The following is a 14,515-nucleotide window of genomic DNA, read 5'->3' on the forward strand; positions in this document are numbered from 1 at the left end:
GACAGCAAGGGGCGGGTATCCATACCGGCCTCGTTTCGCCGTGTTCTTGAGTCGAGCGATCCCAACTGGCAACCCGGCGAGAACCCCGAGCTTGTGATCGTCTACGGCGACCATCGCCGCAAATACCTTGAATGCTATACGATCGAGGCGATCGAAGAGGTCGACGCCAAAATCGATGCCCTTCCGCGCGGCTCGATGGAGCGCAAGATGCTTCAGCGCCTGTTTCACGGCATGTCCTTTCCAACCAATGTCGACGAGACCGGCCGCCTGGTGCTGCCGGCCAAGCTGCGCAGCAAGATCGAACTGGATGGCGAGGCCTTTTTTATCGCCTCGGGCGATACGTTCCAGATCTGGAAGCCCGAGACATACGAGGCCGAAGAACTGGCGGCGACCGAGGAGTGGTTGGACGAGCTGCCCGAGGATTTCGATCCGTTGCAATTCCTTGACGGCGCAGGGGGCGCGTAACGGCATGGCTGCTGCGGCCCGCCCCCCAAGCAACGATCCGCATGTTCCCGTCCTGCTGCGCCCGCTTCTGAGGGCTGTCGCGCCGGTGGCGGGCAACTGGCTCGACGGAACGTTCGGGGCAGGCGGCTACACGCGTGGTTTGCTTGCCGCGGGTGCCGACCGGGTCATCGCGGTCGACCGCGATCCGCTGGCCTTTGAGATGGCGGCCGAATGGGCAGGAGAGTTCGGCGACCGGCTGGTGATGCAGCAGGGCGTGTTCTCCCGGATGGACGAATATGCGCAGGATCTCGACGGCGTCGTTCTGGACCTTGGGGTGTCGTCCATGCAGCTCGACCAGGCCGAGCGGGGATTTTCCTTCATGAAGGACGGCCCGCTGGACATGCGGATGAGCCAGGAGGGGCCGAGTGCCGCGGACCTTGTCAACGAGGCGTCCGAGGAGGATCTGGCCGATATTCTGTTCCATTATGGTGAGGAACGCGCCAGTCGTCGGATCGCAAAGGCGATCGCGCGGGCGCGGGCCGAAGAGCCGATCACCACGACGCTGAGGCTGGCCGAGATCGTCGAGGGATGCCTGCCGCGCGCCAAGCCTGGCCAGTCGCATCCCGCAACGCGCAGCTTTCAGGCCCTGCGGATCGCTGTGAACGACGAATATGGCGAGCTTTACGGCGGCCTGATGGCGGCAGAGCGCGCCTTGCGGCCGGGCGGACAGCTTGCCGTTGTCACCTTTCACTCGGTCGAGGACCGCATGGTGAAACGGTTCCTGCAGGAGCGCGCGGGCCGGACGGGCCGGGGAAATCGCTATGCGCCCGAGATCGAGAAGGCCGCGCCGCAATTCGAATTGAAATCGCGCAAGGCAATCGGGCCGGATGCCGAGGAACTGGCAGATAACCCGCGCGCGCGCTCGGCCAAGCTGCGCGTGGCCGTGCGGACCGATGCGCCGGCCGGGGACGCGGTTGCGCCGCGCGCCATGGGAATGCCGCAACTCAAGGGGGACAAGCAATGAAGGGTGTGATCTATGTGCTCACCGCGCTGGCCGTGTTCGGGTTGGCACTTTGGGCCTACCAGGAAAACTATCGCACGCAGCAGGTTCTCTCCGATACCCAGCAGCTTCAACGCGAGATCGGGGCCGCGCAGATCCGCCTGTCTGTTCTGCGGGCCGAGTGGGCCTATCTGAACCGCCCCGACCGTCTGCGAGAGCTTGCGGACCTGAATTTCGACCGTCTGGGCCTGTTGCCGCTGCGGCCTGACCAGTTCGGGCAGGTCGACCAGGTGGCCTATCCGAGCGAACCGGACCTGCCGATCCTGAACCCGGTCGACGTCGCCAACCTGGAGGTGCAGCAGCCATGACGCCGCGCACGCCCCTGCGCCCGCTGGCGCGCATCCTCGAAGCCCGCGCGAGAGGTGAAAACCCCGACGCTATCGAGCGTGAGAACATCCGCAAGCGCCACGAAGAGATGCAGGACCGCGCCCGCGCCCGGGCCGAGGGGCGGATCCTGGTACTTGGCGCTTTCTTTCTCTGTGCCTTTCTGACAGTCGGCGCGCGGATGGGCCTTCTGGCGACCTCCGAAGCACAGGAACCGGTGGCAAGCGCGCCCGGCGCCACCATCGCCACCCAACGCGCCGACATTGTCGATCGGAACGGGCGCCTGCTGGCCACCAATTTCGAGACGCATTCCCTTTATGCGCACCCCCAGCAACTGATCGACCCCGAAGGCGCGGCGGATGCGCTGGTCCAGATCTTCCCGGACCTCGATCGCGAGCGGCTGCTCAAGGATTTCACTGGCAAACGCAAGTTCCTGTGGATCAAGCGCCGCATCAGCCCCGAGCAGAAACAGGCCGTTCATGACATCGGCGATCCCGGTCTGCTGTTCGGCCCGCGCGAAATGCGGCTGTATCCCAACGGTTCGCTCGCTGCCCATATCCTTGGCGGTGCAGGGTTCGGCAAACAGGGTGTGAACGCCGCCGAGGTCAAAGGCGTCGCCGGTGTCGAAAAACAGTTCGATGGATACCTCACCGACCCGGCCAACGGAACAAGACCGCTGCAATTGTCTATCGATCTGACGGTTCAGTCCGCGGTCGAGCGTGTTCTGTTCGGCGGCATGCGGATCATGAACGCCAAGGGCGCCTCGGCCATACTGATGGATGCGCATACGGGCGAGGTGATCGCGGCGGCCTCGCTGCCCGATTTCGACCCGAACGACCGCCCGCGCCCTCCCACCAGCGGGTTCGACCCGTCCGACAGCCCGCTGTTCAACCGATATGTGCAGGGTGTTTACGAGTTGGGATCGGTCTACAAGATCTTTGCCGCTGCGCAGGCCGTCGATTTGGGGCTGGTGAACTCGGAAACGATCATCGACACGTCCGGGCCGATGCGGATCGGGCGCTTTCCCATCGGTGAATTCCGCAACAAGAACTACGGCAAGCTTTCGGTGGCCGACATCATCGTACACAGCTCCAACCGGGGGACCGGGCGGCTCGCCCTGCAGATCGGGGCGGAGCGTCAGCAGGAGTTCCTGAACGCGCTTGGCATGTTCGACCCGACGCCTTTCGAGATTGTCGAGGCGGCAACGGGTCAGCCGCTCAAGCCGCAGAACTGGGGTGAGCTGTCGACCGTAACCATTTCCTATGGCCATGGGCTGTCGACCTCGCCAATGCATCTTGCCGCCGGTTACGCGGCCATCGCCAATGGCGGTCGCTATGTCAGCCCGACGGTGCTGAAACAGAAAGGACCGCAATACGGGCCGCGCGTCATTTCGGAAAACGCGGCACGGCAGGCGCAGATGATGCTGCGCAAGGTTGTGACCAGCGGCACCGCCAGTTTCGCCGAGGTTCCGGGTTACGAGGTCGCGGGCAAAACCGGTACGGCCGACAAGCCCAAGCCGCGCGGTGGCTACTACGATGACCGCGTGATCGCGACCTTTGCCACGATGTTCCCGGTCTCGGACCCGAAATATGTGCTGATCGTCACGCTCGACGAGCCTTCGATCGTTGCCTATGGCGAAAAGCGGCGGACCGCCGGCTGGACGGCCGTTCCGGTCGCCGCCGAACTGATCGGACGCATCGCGCCGCTTCTTGGACTGCGACCGCGGCTTGAGCCCGGGCAGGTGGCTGGTATAACGCTGACCTCGAACTGATCACCAAAATACGGGGCGGCGCGATGGGCACACCACCGGCACGACATCTCGGCCAGTTGGGCCTGACCGCGCGCGGCGGACGCGACCCGGTCATCGCGGGGTTGGCCGTCGACAGCCGCGAGGTCAAGGATGGCTATCTGTTTGCCGCGCTTCCCGGTACGCGCGTGCATGGCGGAGAGTTCATCCAATACGCATTGCGCATGGGGGCCTCGGCGATCCTGACCGATGCTGAAGGCGCCCGGATCGCGGCAGACGAGCTGGCCGCATCCGACGCCGCCCTGGTGCTGGCCGACGATCCCCGGCAGGTCCTGAGCCTGACCGCAGCGCTGTGGTTCGGCGCGCAGCCCGAGGTGATGGTTGCCGTAACCGGGACCAATGGAAAGACGTCGGTGGCCAGCTTCACCCGGCAGATCTGGGCGGCCCTCGGGCGCAAAGCCGTGAACCTTGGCACGACCGGCGTCGAAGGTACGTGGACCGCGCCCCTGGCACATACAACGCCCGAGCCGATCACCCTGCATCGTACGCTGATGCAGGCGGCCGAGGGTGGCGTGACCCATGCCGCGATGGAGGCGTCGAGCCACGGCCTCGAGCAGCGCAGGCTGGATGGTGTGCGGCTGGCCGCGGCGGGCTTTTCGAACTTCACGCAGGACCACCTCGACTATCACGAGAGTTTCGACGCCTATTTCGCTGCCAAAGCCGGCCTGTTTCGCCGGGTCCTGCCCGAAGACGGCATCGCGGTCATCAACCTCGACGATCCCAAGGGCGCAGAGATGCGTGCCATCGCGGGAGCACGCGGTCAGGATGTGATCTCGGTTGGGCGGGGCGTCGGCGATCTGTGTCTGCTCAACCAGCGGTTCGACGCGACGGGGCAGGACATCCGGTTTTCGTGGCACGGAGAGCCACACCAGGCTCGCTTGGAGCTGATAGGCGGCTTTCAGGCCGAGAACGTATTGCTGGCCTGCGGTCTGGCCATTGCCAGCGGCGAAGAGCCCAAGGCGGTTTTTCGCGCCTTGCCCGAGCTTTCCACCGTTCGTGGCCGGATGGAACTGGCGGCAACGCGCAGCACCGGAGCGGCGGTCTTTGTCGATTATGCCCATACACCTGACGCCGTCGCGACCGCGCTTGCCGCGTTGCGTCCGCATGTCATGGGCCGCCTCGTGGCCATCGTCGGCGCAGGCGGGGACCGGGATCCGGGCAAGCGGCCACTGATGGGCCGGGCCGCGGCCGGGAATGCCGATATCGTTTTCGTCACCGATGACAATCCGCGCAGCGAGGATCCCGGCGCCATACGTTCCGCCGTGATGGAGGGAGCGCCCGAGGCGACCGAGGTCGGCGACAGGGCCGAAGCGATCCTGCGCGGTGTCGACACGCTGCAACCCGGCGACGCGCTGCTGATCTGCGGCAAGGGACATGAGACAGGCCAGATCGTCGGAGACCAGGTTCTGCCATTCGACGATGCCGAACAGGCGAGCATCGCGGTCGCCGCGTTGGAAGGGCGCGAAGCATGACGCTTTGGACGGCATCCGAGGCCGCAGACGCGACAGGAGGCGAGGCACGGGGCGATTGGTCCGTGACCGGTGTTTCGATCGACACGCGCACGATTGCACCCGGTGATCTTTTCGTGGCCCTCAAGGCGGCACGCGATGGGCATGACTTCGTCGCACAGGCACTGGAGAAGGGGGCCGCTGCCGCGTTGGTTTCGCATATCCCCGAAGGCGTCGCGCCGGATGCGCCGCTTTTGCTGGTCGACGATGTGCAGACTGCACTGGAGGCGCTGGGGCGTGCATCGCGGGCCCGTTCGCAGGCGCGGGTCGTTGCAGTGACCGGCAGTGTCGGCAAGACGTCGACCAAGGAAATGTTGGCGAGCATGCTGGGCACGCAGGGCCGCACCCATGCCAGCGCCGCAAGCTACAATAACCACTGGGGCGTGCCGCTGACCCTGGCGCGAATGCCGCGCGACACCCAGTTCGCGGTGATCGAGATCGGGATGAACCATCCGGGTGAGATTGCACCGCTGGCCCGGCAGGCACGGCCGCATGTCATCATGGTGACCACCGTGGCGGCGGCCCATCTGGAGGCGTTCGACTCCATCGCGGGGATCGCGCGCGAGAAAGCATCGATCGCCGAGGGGCTTGAACCGCGAGGAGCGGCCATCCTGAACGCCGATATCGACGAGGCGGAAATCCTGCGCGCGGCCGCCGATGCGGCGGGGGCGCGGATCGTCTCCTTCGGGCGCCGCGCTGAGGAATACCGCCTGCTGAAGGTCGACGTCGAGAGCGATACGACACATGCCGTGGCCGAGGTGAACGGCCGGCAGGTCACGTTCGATCTGCAGAGCGGGGGGGCGCATTTTGCGATGAACGCCCTTGGGGCGTTGGCCGTATGCGCCGCGATGGGGGCGGACGAAGCGCGCAGTATCGAAGCACTTGGGCATTGGACGCCCTATCGTGGACGTGGACAACGCGAACGGATCACGCTGGCCGGCGGTGCCATCGAACTGATTGACGACAGTTACAACGCGAACCCCGCATCGTTGAAGTCGTCGCTGTCGGTGCTTGCAGCGGCGCAGGCGACACGTCGGGTGGCCATCCTGGGGGACATGAAGGAACTCGGCCTGTCGGCCGAGGCGATGCATGCGGAGTTTGCCAACCACGAAGAGATGACGCATATCGACCGGGTACATTGCATCGGTCCCCTGATGCGCGCGCTTCACGCCGCTCTGGCGAGGGACAGGCGCGGTGAATGGACCGAAACGAGCGCCGAAATGGCCGCTCGGCTGGAAGATCTGATCGAACCCGGCGATATCGTGCTGGTAAAGGGGTCTTTGAGCATGGATCTCGCACGGGTCGTTGACGCGCTGCGGAAAATGGGTAAAGGCGCGGAGCCTGACGCTTGAGACACGAACCGGGGACCTGAACGCGATGCTCTATTGGCTCACCCTCCTGTCGGACGGGGGGGACTTCTGGAACCTCTTCCGCTATATCACCTTCCGCGCCGGCGGGGCTTTCCTGACCGCGCTCATCTTCGGGTTCCTGTTCGGCAAACCCCTCATCGACGTGCTGCGCAAGACGCAAGGCAAGGGGCAGCCGATCCGCGATGACGGGCCGGAAGGGCATATCGCCAAGGCCGGCACCCCGACCATGGGCGGGCTGTTGATCGTGGGCGCGCTGCTGACGGCGACGCTGTTCTGGGCGCGACTCGACAACCCGTTCGTCTGGTTGGTGCTTTTCGTGACGCTGGCCTATGCGTTGATCGGGTTCTGGGACGATTACGCCAAGGTATCGAAACAGAACACCAAGGGCGTGCCGGGCAAGCTGCGCCTGGCGCTGGGCATCCTGATCGCGACGGTCGCCGCGCTCTGGGCCGCGTGGAATCATCCGGCCGAACTGCAAAACCAGTTGGCGCTGCCGGTGTTCAAGGATGTGCTGGTCAATCTCGGCATCCTCTACGTTCCTTTCTCTATCGTGGTGATCGTCGGTGCGGCCAATGCGGTGAACCTGACGGATGGCCTGGACGGGTTGGCCATCATGCCGGTGATGATCGCGGGCATGACGCTGGGCGTGATCGCCTATGCGGTGGGCCGTGTCGACTTTACCGAGTATCTCGACGTGCATTACGTGCCCGGCACCGGCGAAATCCTGGTCTTTGCCATGGCGTTGTTCGGCGCGGGGCTGGGGTTCCTTTGGTACAACGCGCCGCCGGCAGCTGTTTTCATGGGCGATACCGGCTCTCTGGCGCTTGGCGGCGCGCTGGGGGCCATCGCGGTGGCAACGAAACACGAGCTGGTGCTGGCCGTCGTTGGCGGGCTGTTCGTTGTCGAGGCGCTGTCGGTGATCGTGCAGGTGTTCTACTTCAAGCGCACTGGCAAGCGTGTCTTCCTGATGGCGCCGATCCACCACCATTACGAGAAGAAAGGCTGGGCCGAGCCGACCATCGTCATCCGCTTCTGGATCATCTCGCTGATCCTCGCGATGATTGGTCTGGCCACGCTCAAGGTGCGCTGAGACCCTCTCGGGCCGCGAATTGACCGTTTTGTACATCCCCGGACGGAGCGATTGATCGTTTTGTACAAGGGGGTACCACCCCTTTTCCGGCCCCCCCGGTGGAGGTTGACGTTTTCACATTCACCCGTGACGGGTATGCTGCCGATAAGATGGCATGGTGATCGGGTGACGTGGGCAATCGTGTCGGCATGGTTTGCAGAGAACGCCTTCGTGCTATCCGGCAGTGCGGCGCTTGTCGCTATCGTCGGAGCCGTCTTCGCGCCATTCCAAATTTTTTCTTCGAACTGAGACCGTCAAACTGGATGACGAAACCAGGGCGGCCCTGGCTCCGGTTCGGGCCAAGGACGGACCTGCTTTGACGATACCCGAATTCATCCGGTTAAGAGGTGAGTTGAAGGATGACCTCCTTTAGGAATTGTCCGAGGCGGGGATGCCGAGAAGGAGCAGCTGCGCGCGCGGATCGCGGAACTGGAACAGCAGATCGCCAACCCGGACGCGGCCTTTGCCGAGGCGCAGAAGCGGATCGCCGAGTTGGAGGCACGGCTGGAACGCTTCGGCAACCAGATCGGCGGCGACCGGCTGGCCGAGGCGCGCAGGGCGCTGGAGCAGGGAGACTATTCGATTGCCGACGACCTGTTTGCCGAGATCGAGGAGCGCCGCAGGCTGGAGGTGGAGGAAGCCGCCCGCGCGGCCTTCGGGCGCGGCGAGATCGCCGAGGCCGAGGTGCGCTGGGCCGATGCGTCCCGCCACTATGCGCGGGCAGTCGATCTGCAGGAGGAGCCGGAGTTCGACACACTGTTCAAGGCAAGAGAACTCGCTTGGCTCGCCGGAGAGTTCGATTCGGCGCTTCTATTCGGCCACCGACTGATAGAGTTGGCCCGGACATTGAGCGAGCCGGAAAAACTGTCGCGCGCCCTGAACGAACATGCGCTAACGTTGGAGGGACAGGGCCGCTACGCCGAGGCCGAGACGTTGCTCCGGCAAGCGCTGGAGATCTGCGAACAGACCCTTGCAGTGGATCATCCGCATACGCAATTGGTTCGGAAGAACGTGGAGTCGTTGCGCTCCCAGAAGCCCGGTTAGCGCCGCTTGCAATCCGGACAAGCCTCGGTACAGGGTGGCGCGAGGATGGGTTTGAGGGAGAGCGGCGATGATCCCGGTCAAAGGGTTTGCGGGCCACAAGGTGGCGGTTCTGGGGCTGGGCCGGTCTGGCCTTGCGACGGCCCGCGCGCTGATCGCCGGTGGGGCGACGCCGCTGTGCTGGGATGACAACCCGGAGGCCCGCGCGCGCGCCGAGGCCGAGGGCCTTACCTGCGTCGACCTTTCCCGCGACGGCGCTTTTGACGCGGTCGCCGCGCTGATCGTGTCGCCCGGGATTCCCCATCTTTACCCCGTGCCGAACCCGGTGGTGCGCAAGGCGCTTGAAGCAGGCGTGCCGGTCGATAACGATATCGGGCTCTTTTTCCGGTCGCTCGCCACGCCCGGATGGGCAACCTTTGACACCGTCCCGCGGGTGATCGCAGTGACCGGGTCGAACGGGAAGTCCACCACCGCTGCGCTGATCGACCATATCCTGCGCGAAGCCGGGCGTCCTGTTCAGCTGGCAGGTAACATCGGTCGGGGCGTTCTGGATCTGGATCCGCCCGGAGAGGGGGGCGTGGTCGTGCTGGAGCTTTCCAGTTACCAGACGGAATTGGCGCGTGCGCTGACGCCCGACGTGGGCGTCTTCACCAATCTCAGCCCCGATCACCTTGACCGGCATGCCGGCATGGGCGGCTATTTCGCGGCCAAGCGGCGGCTGTTCGCGGAAGGGGGGCCGGAACGTGCGGTGATCGGTGTCGACGAGACCGAGGGCCTGTTTCTTGCCGGGCAGTTGGCCGAAGGGCCGGGCGATGACCGCGTGATCCGCATCTCATCGGGCCGCAAGCTGTCGGGGCCGGGTTGGCATGTCTTTGCGCGCAAGGGGTTCCTGAGCGAGTACCGCAAGGGGCGGCAGGTCGGCTCCATCGACCTGCGCGCGATCAAGGGGCTGCCCGGTGCCCATAACCACCAGAATGCCTGTGCGGCCTATGCCGCCACCCGCGCGCTTGGCCTTTCGCCAAAGGCGATCGAGGCGGGCATGCATTCCTATCCCGGTCTGCCGCATCGCAGCCAGCTTGTCGCGGAGGCGGGTGGCGTGACCTATGTCAACGACTCCAAGGCGACGAACGTGGACTCGGTGCTCAAGGCGCTTGCGGCCTTCGATCGGGTCCGCTGGATCTGCGGCGGGCTTGAAAAGGAAGGCGGGCTCGACGCGCTGAATGCGGCCAAGGGATCGGTCGTGAAGGCCTATGTCATTGGGCGCGAGGCAGCGGGTTTTGCCATGCAGCTCGACGTGGAGGCCGAGGTCTGCACCACCATGGCACGTGCGGTCGAGCGGGCGATGGCCGAGGCACAACCGGGCGAGACCGTATTGCTGGCCCCCGCGGCGGCGAGTTTCGATCAATATGACAATTTCGAGCGCCGCGGCGAGGATTTCATGGCCGAGCTGCGTGCGCGGCTGCCGCAATAATCAGAACAGAGAGCCCTGTTCGGGCGCGTCGGATTTGCCTTTGCGGGTCTTCCCGCCGCCGACCGCGCCGGTGGCGAGTTTGCCGTCGGCAAACTCGATCTCAAGCGCCGCGTGCTTTTCGGCCTCGGCGCGGGTGGTGACAACCTGCTCACCCGCGCGGACCACGGCGTAGCCGCGCGCGAGCGTCGCCTTGTAACTGAGCGTTTCGCGCAGGCGGTCGGTCGCCTCGAGCTGTTTTGACAGCCGGTCGAGATGCGCGGTGTAGAGCGGCCTAAGGCGCAGGGCGCAGCGGTCGAGCTCTTGTCGTTTGCGGGCAATGTCGCGGGCGATCCGTTCGGCCGAAAGCCTGCGTATGCTTTCGGCCAGTGCACGGCGTTTGTCGCGCGTGGATCGGTCGAGGGACGGGACAAGTCTCGATCCGGTCGTGGCAAGGGTCCGGCGCCGCTCCTCGAGCCTGCTGCGCAGGAGCGATGGGCGCAGCGCGGCAGAGCTTTGCGACAGCGCATATTGGCGTTGGCGGACCAGGCCCGTCAGTGCGCCCGGCAAACGGAATGCAGCATTATCAAGGCGTTGGCGGGGGTTCTCCAGCAAGGTTTCCGGTCGTGGCAGCAGACGGGAGAGATCGCGCAGCCGTTGAGCGCGACGGGCGGCCACCTCGCCGGTGGCCCGGGTCAGGCGGGCGCCCAGCTGATCGGTGCGGGCGAGCAATTCCATGCGGACCGGTACGGCGAGCTCGGCGGCGGCGGTGGGGGTGGGGGCGCGGCGGTCCGAAACGTAGTCGATCAGCGTGGTGTCGGTCTCGTGCCCGACGGCCGAGATCAGGGGGATCTCGCTGGCGGCGGCGGCGCGGGCGACGATTTCTTCGTTGAACCCCCAAAGATCCTCGATCGAACCGCCCCCGCGGGCAACGATCAGCAGGTCGGGACGAGGTAGCGCTCCGCCCGGGGTCAGGCGGTTGAACCCTTCGATGGCATGGGCCACTTCGCCGGCGCAGGCAGAGCCCTGCACCGCGACCGGCCAGATCAGCACCTTGCGGGGAAACCGTTCGCGCAGGCGGTGCAGGATGTCCCGGATCACCGCGCCCGAGGGCGAGGTGATCACCCCGATGATCTGCGGCAGATAGGGCAGGGGGCGTTTGCGTTCGGGCGCGAAAAGCCCTTCGGATTCAAGGGTTTTCTTGCGTTTCTCCAGCAGCGCCATGAGCGCGCCCTGTCCCGCGACGGCAACCTCGTCGACGTTCATGTTGTACTTGGACTGCGCGCCGAAGGCGGTCAAACGGCCGGTCACAACGACCTCGAGCCCCTCTTCGGGGATGACCGACAGACCGGCGATCTGGCCCTTCCAGGTGGTGCAGGCAAGGACGTTCCTGTCGTCCTTTACGTCGTAGTAGAGATGGCCGGAACGGGCCTTGAAAACACGGCCGACCTCACCGCGCACGCGGATGCGGCCAAAGCTGCCTTCTAGCGTGCGCTTCACCTCTCCGGACAGTTCCGAGACGGTGTATTCGGGCATGTTCTGCCCCGGTGTCGGGTCGTCGAGAAGGTCCATTGCGCTGCCTCTTGCCTGCCGTCGACCGGAGTGTATCGCGCGGCGCGGGGGAGGCCAAGCATGTGGGTGCCGCCGAAATTGGGCGTTTTGTACATCCGCCAGAGAGGGGTTTGACCCTTTTTGTACTTAATGCAGGGTTAACGGGATGAGGGGTGCAAAGCCGCACCAAACCTGCCGACACTGCCGGGATTTGTCCTGACGGGTTTGACGCGAAATGCGCGGTGTTTTCCGTGGCGCGCGCATAGCGCGGCGAAGGGGAACCGGCTATCTTTGCCTTGAGGGAAGTCGTGAAAGGAGAGGCAATGTTTCGAAGGTTCGGAATCCTGGCGGTCTTGCCGGTGGTGATCACGGTGTCGGCCTGCTCACCTGCGGCGCAGCACGAGGCCGCCTGCGTAGGCGGGACGCTAACCGGGGCGACGATCGGCGGTGCCATCGGCAACCGGTTCGGCGGCGGCACGGGGCAGTCGATCATGACAGCCGCGGGCGCGTTGGTCGGTGGGGTCACTGCGGCGAATTCGATGAATTGCGTGAGGCCGTCATGATGAAACCGGTACTGATTTCGCTTGGCGTGACCCTTGGTCTCGCTTCTGGCGTGGCCGCGCAGAGCATGCCGACCGCCGCGCTCGAATTCCTTGATACCAATGATGACGTGCTGGTCACGCAGGACGAGATGGTGCGCCAGATGGACCTGTTCTTTGGACCCATGGACAGCAACGGCAACGGGCGGCTGGAATATGGCGAGGTCGAGGCCTTCATGCCGCGCGAGCTGTTCGACGGCGCGGATGCCAACGGCAACGGGACCCTGTCGCAGGCCGAGTATCGCGCACAGGTGATCGAGGATTTCCAGTCCGCCGATATCGATGGGGACGGCGTACTGGAGTGAGGGGGCCGGGCGTCAGTACCGGCTGGCGGGCGGCATGGCGAAGGCGTGCAGGAAACGGTGCGCCGTGACCGGGTCCGACAGGAAGGGCCAGCGGTCAAGCCGCCCCTCGCGAATGCCGGGTTCGGCCTCGTAGACGACGCGGTTTTCCTTGATCGTGGCAAGCACCTCGACCTGGGCCAGTGTTTCGGGGTCCACCGCGGTGGGGTCGTCAGACAGGAGGACGAAATCGGCCAGCTTGCCGGGGCTGATGCTGCCCTTGTTGTCCTCTTCGAAATGCTGCCAGGCCGGCCAGATCGTCATGGCCTTGAGCGCGGTCATCACGTCGACGCGCTGATGCGGGCCAAGGATGTCGCCCGACCGGGTCCGGCGGGTGACCGTGGCCGAGAGCACGCGCATCGAATCGGGAAAGGCCACCGGGGCGTCGTGATGCGTGCCGAACATCATGTCGCGCTGCACCAGCCAGCCGGTGGGAGAGATGTTGTCGGCGTTGACCGGTCCGACGGTGTGGTCGCGATGCCAGTCGCCCCAGTAGAACGTGTGCATCGGAAAGAGCGAGGGGAACACGCCGAGGCGCTTGAGGCTGTCGACCTGGTCTTCGCGCAGGAACTGGCCGTGGATCAGGACGGGCCGGATCGGTTTGCGTCCGTGTTCGGCCTGCGCCGCGTCGAGCGCGGCGATGAGCATGTCGGAGGCGCCTTCGCCATTGGCATGGGTGATGATCTGGCTGTCATTGGCGTAGCACCAGTTCACGGCCTCCTGCGTCTGTTCCATGGTGATGGCGGAATAGCCCGCATAGCCCGGAGGGTAGTCGCCGACCGGGTCGTAGTAGGGACGGTCGCGCAGGGCGGTAAAGCCCTGTGGCGAGCCATCGATGGTCAGTTTGCAGCCGCCCACGCGAACGCCGTTTTCGTAATCGGCAGACCGGTTCGCGGCAATGTAGTCGGCCGCTTCGAGCACGTCGGGATAGGCGACGACATCGATGGGCAGGCCGGTTTCGGCGGCGACGGATTTCAGGGCCTCGACCACTTCGGCGGTCGAGCGGCCATCCTGCCCGGTGGTGTAGCCAAACCGCGCCCAGAGCTCGGCGCCGGCCTGCGCAAAGGTCCGCAGACCGTCCTCGCCGAGGCTGGCGAGCATGGGGGCGAGCACGGCAAAGAACGCGTATTCCTCGAGCACGCCGTTGGGTTCGCCCTGTGCATCCTTGCGGATCACGCCACCGGGAGGCGCGGTGGTCGTGGCGGTGATGCCGGCCAGTTCCAGCGCCTTGGAATTGGCGACGCCCAGATGGCCGGACTGGTGCACGATGAGGATGGGTAGGTCGGACGACACGGCGTCAAGATCGTCGCGGGTGGGGTGGCGCAGTTCGGCCAGTTGCGCATTGTCATAGCCGAAGCCGATGATGAGGCCCAGTTGTTCGACCGCGTCGGCATTGGCAGCGGCCCAGTCCGACAGTTCCCGTTGCAGCGAGGCGATGTCGCGCGCCGTCCCGTCGGGCGGGGCAAGCAGGTTGGCCGAGAGCGCCTGCAGGCCGCCGAAGACGACATGGCCGTGGCTGTCGACGAAGCCCGGCAGCATCGCGCGCCCGGCAAGGTCGAAGCCCTGCGTTTCGGGGCCGCGATGGCTGGCAAGTTCTGACAGGTCGCCGATGGCGAGGATGCGGCCATCCTTGACCGCGACCGCCTCGGGGCGGGGAATGGCGTCGTCGATGCTGAGGATCGGGCCGCCGGAATAGATCGTGTCGGCGATCTGTTGTGCAAGCGCGGGCAGTCCGGGCAGGGCGAGTGCAAGCAGGGCGGCGCGGATCGTGGTGCAGGGCATCGGCATGTCCGTTTCCTTTCTCAGGCGCGTTGGGCAAAGAGTATCCGACCGCCCCGATATGGCAAGGCAGGCCTTCGCGCGGCTGCGGCCTTGCGGGGGTGGGGCAGGGCGG

General features: G+C 65.4%; 13 protein-coding genes. 11 read left to right on the forward strand and 2 right to left on the reverse strand.

Annotated features, from left to right (window positions below):
* From mraZ to murD, 9 genes are all read left to right on the forward strand, one after another.
* The coding region (mraZ, locus tag ACFORG_RS15745; protein WP_386736472.1) for a division/cell wall cluster transcriptional repressor MraZ at positions 1-465 on the forward strand (465 nt) is incomplete at its 5' end.
* Between the two features lie 4 nt (positions 466-469).
* Entirely contained in the window at positions 470-1,468 is a 999-nt protein-coding gene (gene rsmH, locus ACFORG_RS15750) for a 16S rRNA (cytosine(1402)-N(4))-methyltransferase RsmH (protein WP_386736473.1), read from the forward strand.
* Complete coding sequence (ftsL, locus tag ACFORG_RS15755) at positions 1,465-1,812, forward strand: cell division protein FtsL (protein ID WP_386736474.1); 348 nt, start codon at positions 1,465-1,467, stop codon at positions 1,810-1,812. Before rsmH ends, ftsL begins: the two co-directional genes overlap by 4 nt.
* Positions 1,809-3,599, forward strand: coding sequence for a peptidoglycan D,D-transpeptidase FtsI family protein (locus ACFORG_RS15760; RefSeq protein WP_386736475.1), 1,791 nt, complete (start codon positions 1,809-1,811; stop codon positions 3,597-3,599). Before ftsL ends, ACFORG_RS15760 begins: the two co-directional genes overlap by 4 nt.
* A gap of 23 nt (positions 3,600-3,622) precedes the next feature.
* Complete coding sequence (locus ACFORG_RS15765; RefSeq protein ID WP_386736476.1) at positions 3,623-5,107, forward strand: UDP-N-acetylmuramoyl-L-alanyl-D-glutamate--2,6-diaminopimelate ligase; 1,485 nt, start codon at positions 3,623-3,625, stop codon at positions 5,105-5,107.
* Positions 5,104-6,495, forward strand: a complete 1,392-nt coding sequence (locus ACFORG_RS15770; RefSeq protein WP_386736477.1) for a UDP-N-acetylmuramoyl-tripeptide--D-alanyl-D-alanine ligase — start codon at positions 5,104-5,106, stop codon at positions 6,493-6,495. Before ACFORG_RS15765 ends, ACFORG_RS15770 begins: the two co-directional genes overlap by 4 nt.
* 25 nt (positions 6,496-6,520) lie before the next feature.
* On the forward strand, positions 6,521-7,603 hold the full coding sequence (gene mraY / locus ACFORG_RS15775; RefSeq protein ID WP_386736478.1) for a phospho-N-acetylmuramoyl-pentapeptide-transferase: 1,083 nt from the start codon (positions 6,521-6,523) through the stop codon (positions 7,601-7,603).
* Between the two features lie 531 nt (positions 7,604-8,134).
* Positions 8,135-8,686 (forward strand): tetratricopeptide repeat protein, encoded by a 552-nt coding sequence (locus ACFORG_RS15780; RefSeq protein WP_386736479.1) that lies wholly within the window; start codon positions 8,135-8,137, stop codon positions 8,684-8,686.
* A 67-nt stretch (positions 8,687-8,753) separates the two neighbouring features.
* Entirely contained in the window at positions 8,754-10,154 is a 1,401-nt protein-coding gene (murD, locus tag ACFORG_RS15785) for a UDP-N-acetylmuramoyl-L-alanine--D-glutamate ligase (protein WP_386736480.1), read from the forward strand.
* Here murD and xseA read toward each other — a convergent pair whose 3' ends face one another.
* Positions 10,155-11,702 (reverse strand): exodeoxyribonuclease VII large subunit, encoded by a 1,548-nt coding sequence (gene xseA, locus ACFORG_RS15790; protein WP_386736481.1) that lies wholly within the window; start codon positions 11,700-11,702, stop codon positions 10,155-10,157. It abuts the gene before it with no gap.
* 302 nt (positions 11,703-12,004) lie between these two features.
* On the opposite strand from xseA, the gene ACFORG_RS15795 reads away from it, so the two are divergent.
* Together ACFORG_RS15795 and ACFORG_RS15800 are read left to right on the forward strand one after the other, a co-directional pair.
* The gene (locus ACFORG_RS15795) at positions 12,005-12,244 is read left to right on the forward strand and encodes a glycine zipper 2TM domain-containing protein (protein ID WP_386736482.1); all 240 of its coding nucleotides are present in this window, start codon (positions 12,005-12,007) and stop codon (positions 12,242-12,244) included.
* Complete coding sequence (locus ACFORG_RS15800; protein WP_386736483.1) at positions 12,244-12,585, forward strand: hypothetical protein; 342 nt, start codon at positions 12,244-12,246, stop codon at positions 12,583-12,585. The genes ACFORG_RS15795 and ACFORG_RS15800 overlap by 1 nt, the downstream gene beginning before the upstream one ends.
* Before the next feature lie 12 nt (positions 12,586-12,597).
* Here the strand turns inward: ACFORG_RS15800 and ACFORG_RS15805 are convergent, their stop codons facing one another.
* Positions 12,598-14,409 (reverse strand): amidohydrolase, encoded by a 1,812-nt coding sequence (locus ACFORG_RS15805; RefSeq protein WP_386736484.1) that lies wholly within the window; start codon positions 14,407-14,409, stop codon positions 12,598-12,600.
* Positions 14,410-14,515 lie beyond the last annotated feature (106 nt).

This window comes from Lutimaribacter marinistellae (assembly GCF_042648365.1).
Taxonomy (GTDB): domain Bacteria; phylum Pseudomonadota; class Alphaproteobacteria; order Rhodobacterales; family Rhodobacteraceae; genus Lutimaribacter_A; species Lutimaribacter_A marinistellae.